This window comes from Erwinia sp. AK-PDG3-5 (assembly GCF_056821705.1).
The window spans coordinates 2,107,505-2,126,633 of record NZ_CM165967.1 but is presented as its reverse complement, the minus strand read 5'-3'; the positions used below and the strand labels follow the sequence as shown (position 1 = coordinate 2,126,633).

The 19,129-nt window shown below is 52.7% G+C and carries 17 protein-coding genes; 5 read left to right on the top strand and 12 right to left on the bottom strand.

From position 1 onward, the window contains the following. Positions 1-225: 225 nt before the first annotated feature. The 3 genes from prc to AC1UKS_RS09765 all read right to left on the bottom strand — a co-directional run bounded on the left by prc (position 226) and on the right by AC1UKS_RS09765 (position 3,574). A complete protein-coding gene (gene prc / locus AC1UKS_RS09775) occupies positions 226-2,265 on the bottom strand; it encodes a carboxy terminal-processing peptidase (RefSeq protein WP_265910675.1) in 2,040 nt (679 codons plus the stop codon). A gap of 19 nt (positions 2,266-2,284) precedes the next feature. Beyond that, positions 2,285-2,977 (bottom strand): RNA chaperone ProQ, encoded by a 693-nt coding sequence (gene proQ / locus AC1UKS_RS09770; RefSeq protein ID WP_013202489.1) that lies wholly within the window; start codon positions 2,975-2,977, stop codon positions 2,285-2,287. A gap of 96 nt (positions 2,978-3,073) precedes the next feature. After that, on the bottom strand, positions 3,074-3,574 hold the full coding sequence (locus AC1UKS_RS09765) for a GAF domain-containing protein (RefSeq protein WP_013202490.1): 501 nt from the start codon (positions 3,572-3,574) through the stop codon (positions 3,074-3,076). A gap of 221 nt (positions 3,575-3,795) precedes the next feature. Between AC1UKS_RS09765 and yebS the strand changes: the two genes are divergently transcribed. From yebS to rsmF, 3 genes are all read left to right on the top strand, one after another. Next, a complete protein-coding gene (gene yebS / locus AC1UKS_RS09760; RefSeq protein ID WP_482436664.1) occupies positions 3,796-5,040 on the top strand; it encodes a membrane integrity lipid transport subunit YebS in 1,245 nt (414 codons plus the stop codon). Continuing rightward, positions 5,009-7,645 carry a PqiB family protein gene (locus tag AC1UKS_RS09755; RefSeq protein ID WP_482436663.1) on the top strand — a complete coding sequence of 879 codons (2,637 nt, stop codon included), beginning with the start codon at positions 5,009-5,011 and terminating at the stop codon, positions 7,643-7,645. Before yebS ends, AC1UKS_RS09755 begins: the two co-directional genes overlap by 32 nt. Positions 7,646-7,781: 136 nt before the next feature. Then, positions 7,782-9,170: a 16S rRNA (cytosine(1407)-C(5))-methyltransferase RsmF gene (gene rsmF, locus AC1UKS_RS09750; RefSeq protein WP_482436915.1), complete on the top strand. Its 1,389-nt coding sequence runs from the start codon at positions 7,782-7,784 to the stop codon at positions 9,168-9,170. Here the strand turns inward: rsmF and AC1UKS_RS09745 are convergent, their stop codons facing one another. Together AC1UKS_RS09745 and AC1UKS_RS09740 are read right to left on the bottom strand one after the other, a co-directional pair. Continuing rightward, positions 9,171-9,818, bottom strand: a complete 648-nt coding sequence (locus AC1UKS_RS09745; RefSeq protein ID WP_482436662.1) for a metallophosphoesterase — start codon at positions 9,816-9,818, stop codon at positions 9,171-9,173. 262 nt (positions 9,819-10,080) lie between these two features. Then, positions 10,081-10,380 (bottom strand): hypothetical protein, encoded by a 300-nt coding sequence (locus tag AC1UKS_RS09740; protein ID WP_265910680.1) that lies wholly within the window; start codon positions 10,378-10,380, stop codon positions 10,081-10,083. 309 nt (positions 10,381-10,689) lie between these two features. Here AC1UKS_RS09740 and AC1UKS_RS09735 point away from each other — a divergent pair, with 309 nt between their 5' ends. Both AC1UKS_RS09735 and AC1UKS_RS09730 read left to right on the top strand, forming a co-directional pair. Then, positions 10,690-11,529: an MBL fold metallo-hydrolase gene (locus AC1UKS_RS09735; RefSeq protein ID WP_482436661.1), complete on the top strand. Its 840-nt coding sequence runs from the start codon at positions 10,690-10,692 to the stop codon at positions 11,527-11,529. 253 nt (positions 11,530-11,782) lie between these two features. Further along, positions 11,783-12,622, top strand: coding sequence for a pyridoxal-phosphate dependent enzyme (locus AC1UKS_RS09730; RefSeq protein ID WP_482436660.1), 840 nt, complete (start codon positions 11,783-11,785; stop codon positions 12,620-12,622). 111 nt (positions 12,623-12,733) lie between these two features. Here the strand turns inward: AC1UKS_RS09730 and AC1UKS_RS09725 are convergent, their stop codons facing one another. From AC1UKS_RS09725 to AC1UKS_RS09695, 7 genes are all read right to left on the bottom strand, one after another. Continuing rightward, positions 12,734-14,683, bottom strand: a complete 1,950-nt coding sequence (locus AC1UKS_RS09725) for an O-antigen ligase family protein (protein WP_482436659.1) — start codon at positions 14,681-14,683, stop codon at positions 12,734-12,736. Between the two features lie 22 nt (positions 14,684-14,705). Further along, on the bottom strand, positions 14,706-15,719 hold the full coding sequence (locus AC1UKS_RS09720) for a fimbrial protein (protein WP_482436657.1): 1,014 nt from the start codon (positions 15,717-15,719) through the stop codon (positions 14,706-14,708). Positions 15,720-15,965: 246 nt separating this feature from the next. Then, complete coding sequence (locus AC1UKS_RS09715; RefSeq protein WP_482436655.1) at positions 15,966-16,472, bottom strand: fimbrial protein; 507 nt, start codon at positions 16,470-16,472, stop codon at positions 15,966-15,968. A gap of 16 nt (positions 16,473-16,488) precedes the next feature. Next, positions 16,489-17,055 carry a fimbrial protein gene (locus AC1UKS_RS09710; RefSeq protein ID WP_482436653.1) on the bottom strand — a complete coding sequence of 189 codons (567 nt, stop codon included), beginning with the start codon at positions 17,053-17,055 and terminating at the stop codon, positions 16,489-16,491. An 18-nt stretch (positions 17,056-17,073) separates the two neighbouring features. Next, positions 17,074-17,631, bottom strand: coding sequence for a fimbrial protein (locus tag AC1UKS_RS09705; RefSeq protein WP_482436652.1), 558 nt, complete (start codon positions 17,629-17,631; stop codon positions 17,074-17,076). After that, positions 17,624-18,205, bottom strand: a complete 582-nt coding sequence (locus tag AC1UKS_RS09700; RefSeq protein ID WP_482436651.1) for a fimbrial protein — start codon at positions 18,203-18,205, stop codon at positions 17,624-17,626. The genes AC1UKS_RS09705 and AC1UKS_RS09700 overlap by 8 nt, the downstream gene beginning before the upstream one ends. 34 nt (positions 18,206-18,239) lie before the next feature. After that, positions 18,240-18,989 (bottom strand): fimbria/pilus periplasmic chaperone, encoded by a 750-nt coding sequence (locus tag AC1UKS_RS09695; protein ID WP_482436650.1) that lies wholly within the window; start codon positions 18,987-18,989, stop codon positions 18,240-18,242. Between the last annotated feature and the right edge of the window lie 140 nt (positions 18,990-19,129).

Here is a 19,129-nt window from a genome sequence, read left to right as displayed (position 1 = left end):
AACAAATTCGCTTGTAGCGGATAACTATCCTATGGGCAAAGCAAAACATTTCAAGCACCCTTAATCTTTAAGTGTCTAAAAAGACATAACTTTACACTTTGAAGCATCTCGGGATGCATCAACAGGAAGAGTTAAGTGAAATGGCTTTGCCAGCAGGCGTAAATTAGCGACAGGCGAGAGGTATGGGATAAAAAAAGGGCGCAGACTAAGCTGCGCCCTTCGGGTTTATTTTGCTGCCGCTGGCGGCGTTTGTGCTTTTTCAAGCTGCGCCAGGTCGTTAGCAATATTGACCGTTTCGTCGAGGTACGGATCCGGTTCTTTATAGTCTTTCGGCAGATCGTCCAGCTTAGCCAGTGGCTTTTTGCCTTCCTGCTGCAGACGGGCGTTAATCCGCTCCAGACGCAGTGCATCATCCTCGTGGTTCTCTTTCTCACGCTCGGCGAGGTTAAGAGAGATGATATTGCGTTTGTCCTTCATTGCATTGAAGCGCGCGATATCTTTGATGATGTACTGGAACTCACGATCCTTGGCGATGCGATCCTGATGGTCCTGAATCAACTTCGGCTCAAGTGAGGTTAAATCACCTGACTTGGTGTAGCTGGCCGCATTGATGCTGTCCCATGGCAGGGCGTTATCTTCGAACTTCTCGCCGGTCTCAACCGCTTCCACGCCGGTTGGCATCAGCAGGTCAGGCGTCACGCCTTTACGCTGAGTACTGCCGCCGTTGATACGGTAGAACTTCTGGATGGTGTACTGGACAGAGCCCAGCGCCGGCCATTCAGGACGCAGCATCTGATCGTAGATCCGGTTCAGTGAACGGTACTGCTGCACGGTGCCTTTACCGAAGGTCGGCTCGCCAACAATCAGCGCGCGTCCGTAGTCCTGCATCGCAGCCGCAAAGATTTCTGAAGCCGAGGCACTGAAGCGGTCAACCAACACCACCAGCGGACCTTTGTAATAAACGATGCCATCGTTATCACTGTCTTCACGAACCTTGCCGTTGTTGTCACGAACCTGAACAACCGGGCCGCTTGGAATAAACAGACCAGACAGGGAAACCGCTTCGGTCAGTGCGCCACCGCCGTTGGTACGCAGGTCAATGACCACGCTATCCACGTTCAGCTTCTGCAATTTCTGCAGCTGCACTTTCACATCGTCAGTCAGGCCAACATAGAAACCAGGGATATCCAGCACGCCCACTTTCTTATTACCGACATTCTGCACGGTCATTTTGACCGCACGGTCTTCCAGACGGATTTTCTCACGCGTCAGGGAGACGATGCGGGTTTTGGTGCCCTTCCCGGCCGGTAACACTTCCAGGCGCACTTTGCTGCCCTTCGGTCCTTTGATCTGCGCGACCACATCATCAAGACGCCAGCCAATCACATCCACCATCGGTTTGCCAGGCTGAGCGACACCCACGATACGATCGCCAACGGTGATCGATTTGCTCTTGGCTGCCGGACCACCGGCGACCATCGAGTTAATCACCGTATAATCGTCATCCATTTGCAACACCGCACCGATACCTTCCAGAGAGAGGCTCATTTCGGTATTAAACTGCTCGGTGTTACGTGGAGAGAGATAGTTGGTATGCGGATCGATTTCGTGCGCGAACGCGGTCATCGCCAGCTGGAAGACGTCCTCGCTGTTGCTCTGCGCCAGACGGCGGATAGCAAACTGATAGCGCTTGGTCAGGACGTCGCGGATCTCTTTTTCATCTTTGCCGGTCAGCTTCAGGCTCAGCTCGTCATATTTGACTTTCGCATCCCACAGCTGATTCAGCTCCGCCGTGGTTTTTGGCCACGGCGACTTGCTCCGATCGATATCAATCGTATCGCTACCGGTGAAATTCATAGGCTTATTCAGCACGGACAATGCGTACTGATAGCGCTCAAAGCGGCGTTTCTGCGCCAGATTATACAGGTCGTAAAATACATCCAGCTTACCGCTCTTCAGCTCATCGCTTAAGGTGGTTTTTTTGCTGGCGTACTGTTCGATATCCGAGGTCAGCAGCAGGTTATGGCTGTAGTCCAGCAGATTCAGATAGCGTTCGAAAATCTTAACGGAAAAATCCTGATTAAGATCGAACTGGCGATAATGCGAGCGGGTAAAACGTGAGGTAACACGTTCACTGACTGTCGCATGCTGAGGTTCCTGATGCAGCTGAGGAATTTGATCGGCACGCGTAATGTTATCGGCGGCGAAAACGTTCCCTGCCAGCAGCAGTCCTGCGATCACAGTAGTTCTGAAAAAATTGTTCATGCCCTGATTGGCCTCCGTATCAGAACTGCAAGTGTTCTGCGCGTACTATCATTGCCAGGCCGGAAGCCAACTGTACCCGGACGCCATCTTTGGTAATTTCAAGAATGGTTGCGTCCATCGCACTTTTGCCCGCGGTGACTTTGATATTCTGGCCGACTTGCAGTGCTGCGGTATCGGTAACGGGTTTAGTGGGAGCTGGAGCTGCTGCTGGCTGACGCTCTGCGGAAGGTGCGCGCTCGGTGCTACGCTGAGGTTTGCTGCGAACCTGGCGTGGCTGCTCACCTTCGGCAGAAGGTTTACGCGCGGGTTTACGAGGACGGCGTGGTGCCCCCTCTTCTCCAGCTTCGCGTTTCTTCGCCTGTTGCTGCTCACGCTGTGCCTGAACACGCGCTTTTGCTTCTTCGAGTTGCTTACGGGCATGTTCTACATGCTGCTCGTCGAGGACGCCACAGTCGTTACCATCCAGATCAACGCGGACTGCACCGGCTTTGATGCCGTACAGGTAGCGCCAGCTGGACGTATAAAGACGGAGTGCGGAGCGGAGCTGAGTTTTACTCAGGCTCATTTCGCCCTGAACACGATCGACTAAATCCTGAAAGATGCCGACCTTAAGTGGTCGTGCTTCGCCTTCGGCGCTAAAGCATTTCGGGAAACGCTCGGCCAGAAAGGCAATGACTTCTTTACTACTATTCAACTTGGGTTGATTTTCCATGAAATTTCCTGATTACAACGGGTTTGCCAACCAGCGCAGGCATGAACAGGCGTCATTATAATGACCCCATCGGCAATTGCTACGTGATCCAGCGCTTTAGCTGCGTTTCATGTGAATAAATTTTTCCACATCAGACCCGGCAAGCACCTCACACAGCCCGTCAGTGAGGGTTTTTAACCCCGCTTCGTCTTCGCTGTCGAAGCGTTTATATTCGATACTATCGATGTCCAGCACGCCAATTGTCTGGCCGTTCACCACCAATGGCAGCACGATCTCAGCATTACTGGCCGCGTCACACGCGATGTGACCCGGGAAAGCATGGACATCATCCACGCGCTGAACCTGACTTTCAGCCACGGCCGTACCGCACACGCCGCGACCTACCGGAATACGCACACAGGCGATTTTTCCCTGGAAAGGTCCCAGAACCAGCGTGTCGGCTTCGGTCAACAGATAGAAACCTGCCCAGTTAACACCGTCAAGGCGCTCATATAACAGCGCACTGCAGTTACTCATTGCTGCCAGGAAACTTGTTTCTCCAGCGATAAGCGCGCGCAAATCACGGTTCAGGTCCGAATAAAACTCAGCTTTTGTCATTTTTTAACCATTGTGAAAACGTGTCATGAGGCCCATGATGACCCCTTGCTAAAATAAGCATTAAATGCCCAGACGGACAAGGTGAATCATTCCGTTAGTTAATATACCCTTAGTCAGTCCGAAGCCTTAAGCATGACCTTGACGTGTCATTATCGTTTTATGGCGAAAAAACTTAACCCTGCCCTGCACCTGCGCTGCCTGGGCCTGAGACGATCAGGATTATGAAAATACACGCCATTAGCCATGCTCTGCCTCAGGCACGTTATCAGCGTTGCCCCCAATGCGATACCCTTTTTTCCTTACCAGATGTGAAATCCAACCAGTCTGCGCACTGCCCTCGTTGCAATGCTCGCATTATGAATGGCCGTGACTGGTCGATGACCCGGCTGTGCGCGATGGCCGTCACCATGCTGCTATTAATGCCATTCGCCTACACTGAATCGCTGATGAGCATCCGCCTGCTGGGCACCAACATTTATGCCAGTCTGCTGGAAGGCATTACTCAGATGGCGCAGCAAGGCAATGTCATTACCGCCTCGATGGTGGCGTTTTGCACCATTGGTGCCCCCGCGACGCTGGTTGGATCTATTGCTTATCTCTATTTTGGCCAAAAATTGGGCATGAACCTGCGTCCGGTATTATTGATGCTCGATCGGCTTAAAGAGTGGGTGATGCTGGATATCTATCTGGTGGGGATTGCCGTTGCGTCAATTAAAGTGCAGGACTATGCGGCGATTACGCCTGGCACCGGGCTGATTGCGTTTATTTCGCTGACGCTGCTAAGCCTGGTGACCTTGATTCATTTGAACGTTGAGCAGCTCTGGCACCGCTTTTATCCGCAGCCTCACCCTAATGTTGCCCGGGAAAAGTTACAGGTTTGTCTGAGCTGCCACCACACCGGTGTTGCCGATGCCCGGGGCCGTTGCCCACGCTGCCACACGCCGCTCTATTTCCGTCGTCACTTCAGCTTGCAAAAATCATGGGCCGCATTGATTGCCTCTATTGTGCTGCTGATCCCGGCCAATCTGCTGCCAATTTCCATCATTTATCTCACCGGTTCCCGCCAGGAAGACACCATCCTTTCCGGCATTATGTCGCTGGGTTCCGGCAACATTCCGGTGGCCATCGTGGTGTTTGTGGCCAGTATTCTGGTGCCGTTTACCAAAATTATCGTGCTACTGACGCTGCTACTCAGCATTCACTTTAAGTGTGAACAGGGGCTGAAAACCCGCGTCCGCCTGCTTCGGGTGGTTACCTGGGTAGGACGCTGGTCTATGCTGGATCTGTTTGTTATTTCGTTAACCATGTCGTTGGTCAATCGCGACCAGCTTCTCTCTTTCAACATGGGACCGGCAGCTTTCTTTTTTGGCTCGTCAGTCATACTCACTATTCTTGCCGTTGAGTGGCTGGATAGCCGTTTATTATGGGATGCACATGCAACAGGAAACGCCGACTACACCGACTAACGCGCGCATTACCAGCCGGCGGAAAATTTCGCCGTTCTGGTTATTGCCGTTTATTGCGCTGCTGATTGCGGGCTGGCTTATCTGGTCAAATTATCAGGAGCGCGGGACCACCGTCACTATTGATTTCGCCACGGCGGACGGCATTGTGCCGGGCAGAACGCCGGTCCGTTATCAGGGTGTTGAAGTCGGTCTGGTGCAGGGCATCAGCATGACGGACGATCTGCGCACCATCAAAATCAAGGCCAGCATCAAAAGCGACATGAAAGATGCGTTACGCGACCAGACCCAGTTTTGGCTGGTGACGCCGAAAGCCTCGCTGGCGGGGGTTTCAGGCCTTGATGCGCTGGTCGGCGGTAACTACATCGGCATGATGCCGGGTAAAGGTCAGCCGAAAGAAAACTTTGTCGCGCTGGATACTCAGCCGAAATACCGCGTCAATACCGGCGAGATGCTGATCCATCTGCATACGCCCGATCTTGGCTCGTTAAATACCGGCTCGCTGGTGTATTACCGTAAAATTCCCGTTGGCCGTGTTTACGACTACAGCATCAATCCCGGTAATAAAGGCGTGACGGTGGATGTCCTGATTGACCGTCGCTTCACCAATTTGCTGAAAAAAGACAGCCGCTTTTGGAACGTATCAGGCGTTAAGGCCGATGTCGGTCTGAATGGCGTGAAGGTGCAGCTGGAAAGCGTGGCGGCGTTGGTGAACGGCGCTATCGCCTTCGATTCGCCGGCCCAGTCGGAACCGGCGAAGTCCGAAGACAACTACGATCTTTATCCTGATTTAGCGCACAGTCACCGTGGGGTGATCATCAGCCTTGATCTGCCGAGCGGCAAGAATCTCAAGGCCAACAGCACCCCGCTGATGTATCAGGGTCTTGAAGTGGGCACCCTGACTGCGATGACCTTACAGCCAGGCGGCAAGGTGACCGGTGAATTGACCATCGATCCTTCAGTTACCGGCCTGATGCGTAGCGGCACCCGCATTGAGATGCGCAGCCCGAAAATCAGCCTGAATGACACCAGCTTAAGCAGCTTACTGACCGGCAACACCCTGGAGCTGATCCCCGGAGAAGGCGCGCCGCAGGATCATTATCAGGTACTGGAAAGCAATGAAGCACTGCTGCAACAGCCTAACTCGCTGGAATTGAAGTTGACTGCTCCGGAGAGCTACGGCATCGACGCGGGCCAGCCAATCATGCTGCATGGCATGCAAATTGGTCAGGTGGTTAACCGCTCGCTGAACGAGCAAGGCGTTAACTTCGTTATCGCCATCGCGGGCAACTACCGCGAGCTGGTCCACGGTGACAGTAAATTCATTATCAACAGCCGGCTGGATGTGAAGCTGGGTATTGATGGCATGGAAGTGCTGGGTGCCAGCGCCAGTGAGTGGGTTGATGGCGGCATTCGTCTCGATCCCGGCAGCAAGGGTGCGGTGAAGCAGAATTACCCGCTCTACGCCAATGCGGAGAAAGCGGCAGAAGGCATCACCTCAAACCAGTTGCCTACGACTCTGACGCTGACCGCGAAAAGCCTGCCGGATGTACAGGCCGGTTCGATTGTGTTGTATCGCAAGTTCCAGGTCGGCGAAATTGTTGAGGTGATCCCGAAAGCCAATGAGTTTGACGTTCGGGTGCATATCAAACAGGAATACCGCAAGCTGCTGACCGAGAACAGCGTGTTCTGGTCAGAAGGCGGTGCTCGCGTGCAGCTGAACGGCAGCGGCTTAACGGTTCAGGCTTCCCCGCTTAACCGCGTGTTAAAAGGTGCGATCAGCTTTGATAACCTGACCGGCGCCGGCGCCGGGCTGACCAGTAAAGATAAGCGGGTGCTGTATAATTCTGAGACCGCTGCACGTGCGGTAGGTAGCCAGATCACCCTGCATACTTACGATGCCACCAAACTTTCTGCCGGCATGCCGATCCGCTATCTGGGCATTACCATCGGCCAGATCGAAGACCTGGCGTTGAATCAGGAAAAAAATGAGGTTGTCGCCAAAGGCGTGCTGTATCCGCAGTATGTGGATGACTTCGCCCGCATTGGCAGCCGCTTCTCGGTCGTTTCGCCGGAAATATCGGCGGCAGGTGTCAATCATCTGGAAACCCTGTTGCAGCCGTACATCAACGTCGATCCGGGCAAAGGCCGCGCTCAACGCAGTTTCGAACTGCAGGAATCGACCATTACTGACGCGCGCTATCTGGATGGCCTGAACGTGGTGATGGATGCGCCTGAAGGCGGTTCCGTTTCCGTCGGTACGCCGGTGCTGTTCCGTGGCATTGAGGTCGGTACGGTCACCGGCACGTCGTTGGGCGCCATGGCTGATCGCGTCCAGATCACCCTGCGCATCAGCAAGAAGTACCAGCATCTGGTACGTAACAACTCGGTGTTCTGGCTGGCTTCCGGCTATAACCTGAAATTCGGTCTGATTGGTGGCGTAGTGAAAACCGGCACCTTCCAGCAGTTTATTCAGGGCGGGATTGCCTTCGCCACGCCGCCAACCATTCCGTTAGCGCCGCAGGCCACTTCCGGCAAGCACTATCTGCTGGAAGACGAAGAGCCCAAAGACTGGCGTAAATGGGGGACCGCGCTCCCTGCGAAATAACCTGAACGGGCAGCCTGGAGCTGCCCGTTTTTTTTCAGCTGTCAGGATGTGATAAACTCGCCCCACTTATTTCCAGCGGAATTTTTCAGTGTCCTCTTCCTCACGCGTGTACTTCCCCGACTCCTTCTTAAACCAGATGCGCGAATTGCTGCCAGATGTCGCAGAATTCGAGCGTTTTATCGCTATCAGTCAGCAGCCGTTACGCCGCAGCCTGCGGGTGAACACGCTCAAAATCAGCGTCGCTGATTTTCTGGCATTGGTTGCCCCATATCAGTGGCAACTGACGCCGATCCCATGGTGTGAAGAAGGGTTCTGGATTTCCCGTGACGATGCTGACACGCTACCGCTGGGCAGTACCGCTGAGCATCTCTCTGGCCTGTTCTATATTCAGGAAGCCAGCTCAATGCTGCCGGTCAGCGCCTTATTTGCCGGCTGTCCGACGCCTGAAACGGTGATGGATGTCGCCGCCGCGCCAGGCTCCAAAACCACGCAGATCGCAGCTAAGATGGGCAACCAGGGCGGCATTCTTGCCAACGAATACTCTGCCAGTCGGGTGAAGGTGCTGCATGCCAATCTCAGCCGCTGTGGCGTCAGCAACACGGCGATGACCCATTTCGATGGTCGGGTGTTTGGTGCCGCATTGCCGGAAATTTTTGACGCCATTCTACTGGACGCGCCGTGCTCGGGCGAAGGGGTGATCCGCAAGGATGCCGATGCGCTGCGCAACTGGTCCGTTGAAAGCACCGCAGAGATTGCGGCCACGCAGCATGACCTGATCGACAGTGCCTTTCATGCCCTGAAGCCCGGCGGCACGCTGATTTATTCCACCTGTACGCTTAATCGCGCTGAAAATCAGCAGGTGATCGCCTGGCTGCAGCAGCAATATCCGGGTGCGGTAGAGATTGAACCGCTGAACGATCTGTTCCCCGGCGCAGAGCAGGCCGTGACGCCAGAAGGATTCCTGCACGTCTTCCCTCAGATCTTTGACAGCGAAGGTTTCTTCGTTGCCCGCCTGCGTAAGCTGGAAAGCGTGCCGGCATTACCGACGCCCAATTACAAACTGGGTAAATTCCCGTTCTTCCCGGTAAAACGCAAAGAGCAGCAGGAAATTATCGCCGCCGCCGCCAAATCCGGCCTCAGCTGGGACAGCAAAGCGCATACCTTATGGGAGCGTGACAAAGAGATCTGGCTGTTCCCGTTAGCCATCGAGCCGCTGCTGGTCAGAGTGCGCTTCTCACGCATTGGTCTGAAGCTGGCTGAGACGTTCACTAAAGGCTATCGCTGGCAGCACGAAGCGGTGATTGCGCTGGCTGAGCCTGACGCTAAAAACCGTTTTGAGCTGACGTTAGCGGAAGCAGAAGAGTGGTATCGCGGGCGGGATATTTATCCGGAACGGGATCTGCCTGCGGATGAGTTGATCCTCACCTGTCAGCAGCAGCAGATTGGTCTGGCGAAGAAAGTCGGCAGCCGGATTAAGAACAACTATCCGCGCGAACTGGTGCGTGCTGGCAAGCTGTTTGCCTGATTACTGGATCTGCACCAACGTTAACCGGTTGCCATAAACGGCACCGGTATCAATGTAGTGTTGATTGTAGGCATCGAGCTGTCTCTGGACCGGCGTGTGACCAAAATAGAACGCATCGGCTCCTGAAATGGCCTGCCCTTTTCCCTTCTGTAATTGCTCAATGCGCTGGCGGCTCCAGACAACCTCATTGCCGTCAACTTCGCCGCCAAACGCATAATGATTTGCCGGATAATCGGCATGCGCAACCACCACGATGCGTTGGTCCAGCTGCACATGCATAATCAGCGGCAGCGTCCGGCAGTGATTGATCGCATGCTTAGCCGCGATCATCTCGACGCCTTTCAACTTATAGAACCAGTCACCGCCGTTAAACATCCACTGCTTATGCAATCCACTGGTCAGCGCGCTGAGTGCCATCTCTTCATGGTTGCCGCGCACGCTGCGAAACCAGGGTTCCTGCAGCAGCGCCAGACAGGCCGGACTGTCCGGGCCGCGATCGATTAAGTCACCGACGGAAATCAGTAAATCTTTCTCTGTATCAAATTGACGGGCTAGCAGTTGTTCATCCAGCAAGGTTCTGCAGCCATGCAAATCGCCTACCAGATAAATATGACGCCAGTTTTCACCGTTAAGATATTGGTACAGCATGATCCACCCTGAGCACATTTACTGGAAACATTGACAGTCCGTTTAGGAAATAACGTCTAGAGTATAGGCTATTCGGGGATTGGGATTTCGCACACTCATGAGCAATCGCAAACAGTTTTATATCACGCTGTCGTTAATTACGGCTGGGAGCCTGTTGATTATTGAGGTGTTAGCCCGGCTGGTGCATTTGATTATTGTGGGGTAATGCTGACAGCGTCAGACGCTCGGGGCTGGCACCCGGCTGACGCTGTAGCGGGCGGCACTATTTGGCTTTTAATGCGCGCGGGTTTTTGCTTAGTGAAGCTGACCAGTTGAACTCTTTAACTTCACTCTCTTTAGCCGAAGACGCCTTGCGCGGTTTCTTCGCTATCACGGCTTTGGTGGTCTCTTTTACCACACGATCCTTCATCACCAGGCGCTTGGCCTCTTTCTGAATTTCCTTTTCTTCTTTCTTACTTGGCACATGGCTCATTTTTAACGTCAGGGCCTTAACCTTTGCCGCCACCAGCTCCTTCTCTGCATCAGTAAACTGGTCTATCGAAATCTCTTTGTCGCTTTTCATCAAGTTGGCTCCAGGCCGAACGGTGGACGCGTCACTCGCGTATCGTTGTTGCCCACTGAGGGTAGAGTGTTGGCGCGGGATAAACAAGATAAAGGGTAAAAACCTGTGGCTTTGGCTGGATTGTGAGCTCAACAGGGTGTTTAGGTCCCCTGCAGACGAGACTTTCGACCTGTTCGCCGTCATCAAACGTTAAATATCATTATTTACGCTTACGGGGAATCCAGGCGCATTTACGCTGTCTGACCCTGCAGGATATTTCAGCGTCATCACCCGGGCCATCCGGGGGCTTTACCATAACGGAGTAAATTAATGACTGAGCAGGCGTCTTACACTATCGGCAAACTGAAAATCACCCGCCTGACTGAACAGATGTTCAGCGTACCGCAGGGGAAACTGTTCCCCACGTCGGGTGAAGAGTCGCCTGCTGAGCAAGCCGATACACCGGTGCATATGAGCGTGCACAGCTGGCTGGTTGAAACCCCCAACCGCATCATGCTGATCGATACCGCCACCGGTAATGGCAAAGATCGGCCTTTCAGTCCATTGTTCCACCAGCTCAATTCCCCGTGGATGGAGAATCTGACTGCCGCAGGCATCGATCCGGCGGATGTAGATTATGTGCTGCATACCCATCTGCATACCGATCATGTGGGCTGGAATACGGTGCCAAACGGTGATAGCTGGATACCCACCTTCCCCAACGCAACCTGGGTTTGTCCGCAGGCAGAAGTCACCTTTATGACCTCTCCAGCCGCAGCGGCCCGCAGAGTGGTGTTTGATGACAGCGTGCAGCCGATCATTGATGCACGCCGTCTGGTTACCCTGCCCGATGAAATCACCGAATATCTGCCCGGTATTGTCTTCTATCCAACGCCGGGACACAGCCCGGGACATATGAGCATCGCCTTTGTCACCGAAGGTGAAACGGCGATCTTTTTGGGCGACGTGATGCACTCAGCCCTTCAGGTTGCCCATCCGCAGTGGAACTCAATGTTCTGCGGCAACGGTCCACTGGCCGCCGAGTCTCGCCGCTGGCTGCTGGAATTTGCCGCAACTGAAAACGCGACGGTCTTTACCAGCCATTTCGATCGCACTTCTGCCGGACGCATAACCAAAGATAACGGCCGCTTTATCTGGACCTTTGTGTAGCGCATTCGTCGTTTAGCTTGCCATCTACGCTGTCAGCAATCGATAGCGCCAGCCGTTCAGCAGGATTTGGCAGGCGATAACCTCACAAGTATTCGCCTGATGACTTTCCAACGGTGAAAAGCTATTGTTTGAGGCTATCCTGTTGGAAAGTCGCATATAAGGCACACCTCCCACGATGACTATTTCGCTGCACACGCCCCTGATTTCTTCCCTCCCGCTGAGTCAGTTAAACCAGTGTAAGGTCTGGCTTAAAATGGAGTCGGCCCAACCGAGCGGCTCATTCAAACTGCGCAGCGCCAGCCACGCCTGCCAGTTTTATGCGGCGAAAGGTGCCAAAGGGTTTGTCAGTTCGTCAGGCGGTAATGCCGGCATTGCGGTAGCGCACAGTGGCCGACAGCTGAATATTCCGGTGACGGTGGTGGTACCTGAGACGACTTCTTCCCGCGCACGGCAGCTGATCCTGCAGGAAGGCGCCCAGCTGGTTGTGCAGGGCCGAAACTGGAGTGAGGCCAACGATCATGCCGTGTCATTAACGTCCGATACCAACGTCTATGTGCATCCATTTGATAACCCGCTGCTGTGGCAAGGCATCAGCACCCTGATCGATGAAGTGATTGAAGCTGGCGTGACCCCGGATGCTGTGGTGCTTTCGGTGGGTGGCGGCAGTTTGCTATCGGGTATTGCGCTGGGGCTGGAAAAACATCAGCTTAAAAACATTCCGATATACGCTGCGGAAACCTTCGGTACGGCCTCGCTGAATGCGTCGATGCAGGCAAAGAAATTGGTCCGTCTTGAACAGGTCAGCGGCATTGCCACAACGTTGGCCGCCAGCCAGGTTTGCGAGAATGCGTTTAACGTTAGCCAGCAGTTTGATGTGCGGAGTTTACTGGTGTCCGACGATGAGACGGTGGAAGCCTGCAAACTGTTCCTTAACGATCATCGGGTATTGGTTGAACCTGCGTGTGGCGCGTCTTTATCGTTGATGTATAAAAACCGGATCGGCTTCAAGCCTGAAGATAACGTGTTGGTGATTGTCTGTGGCGGAGCGTCGGTTACCTATGAAACGCTGATGCAATATCAGCCTGCCCGTTGATTCATCGATAAATGTGGACAAAAAATCATTCGGCGTAACGCTGAAATCATCCTTTATCAGCAGATTACGCCTTAATGTCTGACTTTCCGGTGGTCAGAAAATCGAATATTTTCAATACGCGCATTGAAAACGTGGGTCTTCTGGCCACTGCGAGTGTGCCTGATGACAAAGGCGGGTATATTTCGCAGAGTCAGAATACCGGGCAATCATTAATCTGCTGTTCACAACATTCGGATCGTTGTGCTGGATCAAATAGCCTTTAGCCCAATCATCGAACTGAGTGAGCAACTCCCCATCACGGGTGAGATTATAGCGCATCAATAGCGCGATATGGCGGTCATAGTCCAGTTTTACAGGCAGGCTAAGCGGGTTCCATAATCTTGAAATTGTCCCCGCCTCGTCGAGGACTAACGGGGTCATGTGCTGTCTTTCCACCGCGACAAGCGCCTGCTGGGTTTGTAAAGCGCCGGCCATATACGTGAACACCACCAGACCCGTGAGAAAAAGCATTACGCGCAGGCTCTTCTCTTTGAAAATAAGCCATTCACGTTTATTTGTTTGCACATTGATTTTCATTGCGTCGTCATGGGCCAAAAAAGCGACGCGCGGCGGTAAAATCAGGCTTAACAAAATGACCAACACCATGCCATGCGTAACCGATTGGTACAGGGGCAATTCGAGATTCATGTGGATAGCGATCGGTACCAGCAAGGCGACCCCACACCACCGGAGTCCTCCTTTTTGCCAAAGTGAAAACCCTATTCCCGCGATCATCATCAGCATGCCAAGCAGCGCAATTAGCCCTCCTTCAGACCAGGCATACAACAACTCATTATGGGGATGGATTAACGTCGCCGAGTTGAAGATGCCACTGCTGGCCAACGTTTGCCGGGAAAACTCTGCTTCAAAACGCCCATAGCCGACGCCCAACCATGGATGATGTTGAATCATTTCCCAGGTGGTTTTTAGAATGTACCACCGTTCCCGGGTTGAGTAGGTGGTATCCCTGGATAAGAAACGCTCCTGCATCGATGAAGCGCCGGCATTGCCAAAGCTTAACTGACTCCATACATCCAATATCAGGTGTTGTAATAAAAATGCCAGGGCGATCCCTGTCACCATCAGTAAACACTGGCGGGTTAATTTCCCCCTGTTTCCTCTGTTTAGCAGAAACATGAATATCAACATGGCAACAGAAACACCGGCGCCAATCCGCCCTCCTCTGCTTTGTAACAACACCAACATAAAAGGCAGAAAAATCATCGAAAAGTTGGCTAGCGTTGCCAGTAATTTATTTCTGTTGCCTAAAAACAGTTGATGAAACAGAAGGCAGGCTAAACCCGTTGCCAAAAATGAGGCCTGCACATTCGCCTGCTGAAAAATTCCCGACGGGCTGACACCATGATATTCCCCAAGATACGTGAATAAGGTGATCTGCAGCAGGCCAAACAGGGCTTGCAGTAGTGCCGCGCACCATAACAGGGTTAACCAATTACGCAGCCGCAGCGCCCTGGCCGGTAACCGACGCAGCAACCACAGAAAACCGAGCAGTCCCCACAATGCGGCTACATGAGACAAACTCTCTGCCTGGGCAATCCGCGAGGGCGACCAGAGGATCGGCAGAGACCATAAAATCGCGCCCAAAGGCAGCAATAATGGGACAAATGCCCGCAGGTCGCGGCGGTTGCTGTTTTTTCCTTCCCCGAGATGAAAAGCGCCCTCAGGCAACACCAGCGCCAGCCACATTGCGGCCAACGCCATTACTCCCCAGCATAAAATATTAAACGGCAGAGCCAAACCGCTGCCACTGTTATTAGGCAAATAAAACAGCAATCCCAAACAGAACCAGGCGATAAATAATACGTTCAGACCCAACAGCGCGCGCTGATATCCCTGCATCGTTTTATTCGTGGCGTTATTAATTATATTACGCAAAGTAAAAACCTCAGATGAAAATACCAGGTCAATATAATCAACCCGCCACTCAATAACCTTTAGAAACAGAACGAAATCTAAAAGCCCTTCCAACGTTAAGAGCGCTGCATCAACCCTTAACATCATAGGATGATGATTTTCTTGACTGTTATTGCTGTGTCATTATCATAACCGCGCTGGCGCTAAAATCACCGGTAGCAATAAGCTCACTTGCGACATTTGCATCACGTACCATTTCAAATTCCAGGGTAATATTCGAGGTGCCCGCCTGGAATGTTTCATCAATAGAGTCGGTTGGGCTGACAACTTTGCCATCATAAATAATTGCCACCCCTAAATTTGCGCTGGATGTGGACAATACCTGGTAGTTACTTACGTTTATCGGCGTATAAGAAAAACTGGTTTTAACGCTGATGGCGGCATTCCCGGTACAGGAAACAGGGACCGTTTTGCTGATATTACCACTGGCGTTGCTCATAGGTGACGTCGCAATATTCGCCCTGTCTGTCTGGGGAAACACCACAGAAAGATCCTGATCTCCGTTAATAGTGCAGATATCTGGCCTAACGGGAATCGGATGGGCATCCGCACACATAAAGTTGTATCTGTCTTCCCCGTAGGATATGCCAGTCGTGATATTGGTAAAAATAGCACAGGCACTGCTTCGTACCGGAACCGTAAAGCTTGGAATCTGACTAAACTGTCCGCTGACGTCCTGGACCGACACCCCTGAGGATATATGTACTGCATTCGTCCCCTTGAATGTGGCGTATGCCTCATTCAAGGTACAAACTCCGGATGGTGCACTTAAAGCGACGTTGCAAAGGACCATGGACATAACGTAATCGCCTTCTGGTAAATACCAGTCTGCATCGAAGGTGTTGGTGTTACGCCCAGTCTGAAACGTCTGCCCGGCCACAAATAAAGATGCGGGTGACACAGTATTCATCCTTGTGCAGTAAGCGTTTTCCTCAACCTGCATGACGCCGGTGCTTGTATCGCACCCTTGTTTTGATGCTTCTGGCCAGGGGAGCGCATAGCAATGCGATGTGGTGATTAGCAGTAAAACACCCACCCCCAAGCAAAACCGAAAAGTGTCCTTAAGAGGGAAGCTCAGGAAAGTCTTTCTGCCGGCCATGTTCGGGAATCGTAATCGTTTCATTTCTTTCTCCCACCAACCCTGACCATAGAAAGCTCGACGTAGCCCGGCACCGCTGATGCGCAGAGGCAAACCTGAGTTAACACTGATCGGATTGCTGCTCAGGACACTGCAACAGTTTAATGCCGCCCTGTCCGTTTAAAATTAAGCCTCGGTAGACGGAAAGTGATTTACGCATCTTCTTCACGTCAACCCCTGCGGCAGAATGTCCCCGTCGTTGCCTAAGCAAGGCGGGATTGAGGGTGTGAATTACTGATACTCTGCAACGAGTGTTCCACCGGAGGTAAATGCCTGCTCCGTCAGCTGCGCGCCGGGGGCGGTGACCAGTTGCGCTTGCAACACGGGTGGATTACTTAGCTGAATATCGATTTTGTTATTCAACTCCATCGGCACCCCCCCGTTCAATATCCTTACCCCTAACCCCGTGACGCTGGAGACCATAGCCTGCTGATCCCAGTCGGTGGGGGTGGCTTTCAGCATCATACTGACCGAATTGGCCGAGCTGCCGCAGTCCAGCGAGTAGCTGAGATTCTGCACATAGTCTCCACTGGAGACCTTGCTGACACTGACGTTGCCGAAGGGCACGTTGATCACTTGATTTTGATTGATGGTGCACGGAATATTGATCTGCACCAGATGACCTTTAAAAGCAAAGGCCACGCTGTCGCCATGAGAAACCGCCTGTGCAGGGATTGTGAAAAAAAACGGCAACGCGCAAAGCATTATCATCCCATCAATGACACGGAGTTTGGACATGCTACTCCCCTCTTTATCAGTTAAATGCCAGGGTCAGCGTGGCGCTGGCCGTCAGACGGGAATCATTGACCAGCGCCGTGCCGCTATCGACCACTAGCAGCATAGCTGTCAGAGTCGGTGGGCTGTTCATGTCCACCTGAAAAGCGGTGTTAACATCCTGAACAGCCCCGTTCACCAAAAGTTCGATAGCAAGGTCCTGAGTATTTTGCCCATTTAACAACGTTCCCAATAATTTATGACCATTGTAATTAACCGGGTCAGAATTCGTTGATAAACTCATTGTCGCCGTCCCTTGTGTTTCCCCCGTACAGGTAATGTCGCTGACCAACTTCTGGCTATATTCCCCTTTCAGCGTATTCACTCCCGCGGATGACTCATAATTGATATCGCCAAAATCGACATCAATCGTACCGCCCTGGTTAAAGGTGCAGGACGTGCTGGCGATGACCGAGCCAGAAACCCTAATATTCATGATCGATTCGCTCTGGCCGTCACGGAGACGACTGGCCTGTGCGACAGTTCCTGGCAACAGTGCCAGCGTACTCATTACCATCAGCACACCCGAGACAGTCATTAGTTTCATATTCTTTTTTCCTGGCCACTACGGATAGGACGCATCAATGGTGGCGACAGCGCTAAAATTTCCCGCGACCAGCCCCTGATGTGCGAGGGCATCCGGTTCCGCTTGCACGTAGGCCTTGAGGCTGATGATGGTGGTCCCGTCTTGCAGGGCAAATGCAGGCGTAAGTTGGTTAAGTGCAATTGGCTTGTCGTCCTGAGTTTCCATGCCAATCGCAATGCCGGCTGCGCCATCGCCATCAGCAACCAGCAGCCCAGGCAACGCCGTGCTTTCTTTGCCACTGAATGTCAAATTCACAGCCTTGCCCAGGGAGGTATCACAGTCCTTCAGCGATATCGAAAAGGGGACCCCTTTCGTACGGGTTTCCTGATACAACTGTTTCTCGATAATGGTCCCAAAATCCACAGACAGGGTATTATCGTTCACCTCCAGCGTGCAGGGTTCACTCACCAGCGCACCGCTTATCTGCACATTATTATCCATTGCGCTGACCTGCCTGATACTTAAACCAGCCAGTAAGCACATCATCCCAATGACCAGGGATCGCAATGATAAACCTGGGTTTATTTTGTTAGTCATAACTCACTTCGACATTACTTACCAGCCGGAATTCTCCGGCGGTCAGTGGGGCCGGTGTACGCACCGGTATTAAGCTGTATACCAGGTCATTGTCGCCTGGGGTGAGCAGCATGGGTTTGCTTCGCACGCCCGGTTGAACGGCAATACCCTGCGAATCGCGCAGTTTTAATGCGATTCCGGATATGCCCGATGCCTTCAATAACGACGGCATATCCGCATCCTTAACCCCACTAAATGCCAAAGTCACCTCGGGCTGAATTGCCCGTTGATTTTTGTGCTTTTCATCAATGTAGCGGCTGCAGTCACGGAGTTTCAGGTGGACGGGGACGGGTTGCCCCTCATCCCCCGGCTTCACCAGTTTTCGGCTGGAAATATCCCCCATTTCAATCAGCTGAAACGCCGATTCCATCCCCAGAAGACAGGCACCTTCCTGCAACGACCCATGGACTTCCAGTTCAGCATGCTCACCGTCGACCTGCCAGTTATCGCTTGCGCTGGCACCGGGCGTCATCCATGCCCAGGCAGCAACGATCAGCGCTGCCTGCAAACTGTTGAACTCTTTTACCTGTACCATCCTCTGCCTCCTGAGATGAGGGTTAAGCTTTCAATCAGCCCGCTTTCGTACTGCTGACGGAACAGCTTGCGCCACTGCAACTGAAGATCAGTTGCGGGCGGCCACCGAAGTCATTGATGTAGGTCAGCACGGGATGTGCGCCCAATGCCGATGCACTCCCCTGCAGCATGGTGCTGCTTTTAGGGGCCACCATCGCGGCTTTGAAACCCGCCAACTGTGCCGCTTTTTCTGAAGAGGCTGCACTTATGATGGTGACGTAGTAACCGGTCGGGTTGGTTAAACGGTAACGATCGCCTTCTTTTGTTAATGTCAGCTGTTTCTGTGGCAAATTAGTATCCCCACTATTGATAGCTAATGCTTCCGGACGATAAAACAGCTTAACCCGGGTCTGAAGCGCTATCTGTAAGGTATTTGGCTTGTTACTCTTCGGCGGAATTTCTCGCACGTTAAAGTAAAACAGCGATTCCCTGTCCTGTGGCAATTGCGACATCGCGCCGGTCAGTTGGACTTTTATCTGGCTTTTAGCGCCGGGTTCAACCCGCTGCAGTGGCGGCAGTGCGGTCAACGGGCTTTCAATTTTTTGCCCCTGTTCATTCTCCAACCAACTCTGCGCCAAGTAAGGTAAAGTCTTATTCTCATTAGAGATGCTCAGCGTTTGTGAGTGCTGACCGGCATTCAGGATCACCCGGGTTCTGTCCAGGGCAATAGCAGCCTGCGCGGATTGAGCGGCCAGTATTGCGGCTACGGTAATAGCGGCGGTGCGATAAAACGTTGTAAGTTTCATTGTCAGGTTTCCTCGGATTCCGGCCTTTGGCCGGTACTATTCTTCAGGGTCTGTAAGCTATTCACTTTTCACCTACAGCGTGTCTGTTCAAGGTTTCGTATCCATCCTTTGTCAGGCAAACCTCCATGCAGATATTACTT

Bases quoted from the DNA above. Each gene is read 5' to 3' on its own strand.
- AC1UKS_RS09700 (WP_482436651.1), bottom strand. From the start codon at position 18,205: ATGGTACAGGTAAAAGAGTTCAACAGTTTGCAGGCAGCGCTGATCGTT.
- yebS (WP_482436664.1), top strand. From the start codon at position 3,796: ATGAAAATACACGCCATTAGCCATGCTCTGCCTCAGGCACGTTATCAG.
- AC1UKS_RS09745 (WP_482436662.1), bottom strand. From the start codon at position 9,818: ATGCTGTACCAATATCTTAACGGTGAAAACTGGCGTCATATTTATCTG.
- AC1UKS_RS09720 (WP_482436657.1), bottom strand. From the start codon at position 15,719: ATGAAACGATTACGATTCCCGAACATGGCCGGCAGAAAGACTTTCCTG.
- rsmF (WP_482436915.1), top strand. From the start codon at position 7,782: ATGCGCGAATTGCTGCCAGATGTCGCAGAATTCGAGCGTTTTATCGCT.
- AC1UKS_RS09755 (WP_482436663.1), top strand. From the start codon at position 5,009: ATGCAACAGGAAACGCCGACTACACCGACTAACGCGCGCATTACCAGC.
- AC1UKS_RS09695 (WP_482436650.1), bottom strand. From the start codon at position 18,989: ATGAAACTTACAACGTTTTATCGCACCGCCGCTATTACCGTAGCCGCA.
- AC1UKS_RS09765 (WP_013202490.1), bottom strand. From the start codon at position 3,574: ATGACAAAAGCTGAGTTTTATTCGGACCTGAACCGTGATTTGCGCGCG.
- AC1UKS_RS09725 (WP_482436659.1), bottom strand. From the start codon at position 14,683: ATGATGTTAAGGGTTGATGCAGCGCTCTTAACGTTGGAAGGGCTTTTA.
- AC1UKS_RS09735 (WP_482436661.1), top strand. From the start codon at position 10,690: ATGACTGAGCAGGCGTCTTACACTATCGGCAAACTGAAAATCACCCGC.
- AC1UKS_RS09740 (WP_265910680.1), bottom strand. From the start codon at position 10,380: ATGAAAAGCGACAAAGAGATTTCGATAGACCAGTTTACTGATGCAGAG.
- AC1UKS_RS09710 (WP_482436653.1), bottom strand. From the start codon at position 17,055: ATGAAACTAATGACTGTCTCGGGTGTGCTGATGGTAATGAGTACGCTG.
- AC1UKS_RS09715 (WP_482436655.1), bottom strand. From the start codon at position 16,472: ATGTCCAAACTCCGTGTCATTGATGGGATGATAATGCTTTGCGCGTTG.
- prc (WP_265910675.1), bottom strand. From the start codon at position 2,265: ATGAACAATTTTTTCAGAACTACTGTGATCGCAGGACTGCTGCTGGCA.
- proQ (WP_013202489.1), bottom strand. From the start codon at position 2,977: ATGGAAAATCAACCCAAGTTGAATAGTAGTAAAGAAGTCATTGCCTTT.
- AC1UKS_RS09730 (WP_482436660.1), top strand. From the start codon at position 11,783: ATGGAGTCGGCCCAACCGAGCGGCTCATTCAAACTGCGCAGCGCCAGC.
- AC1UKS_RS09705 (WP_482436652.1), bottom strand. From the start codon at position 17,631: ATGACTAACAAAATAAACCCAGGTTTATCATTGCGATCCCTGGTCATT.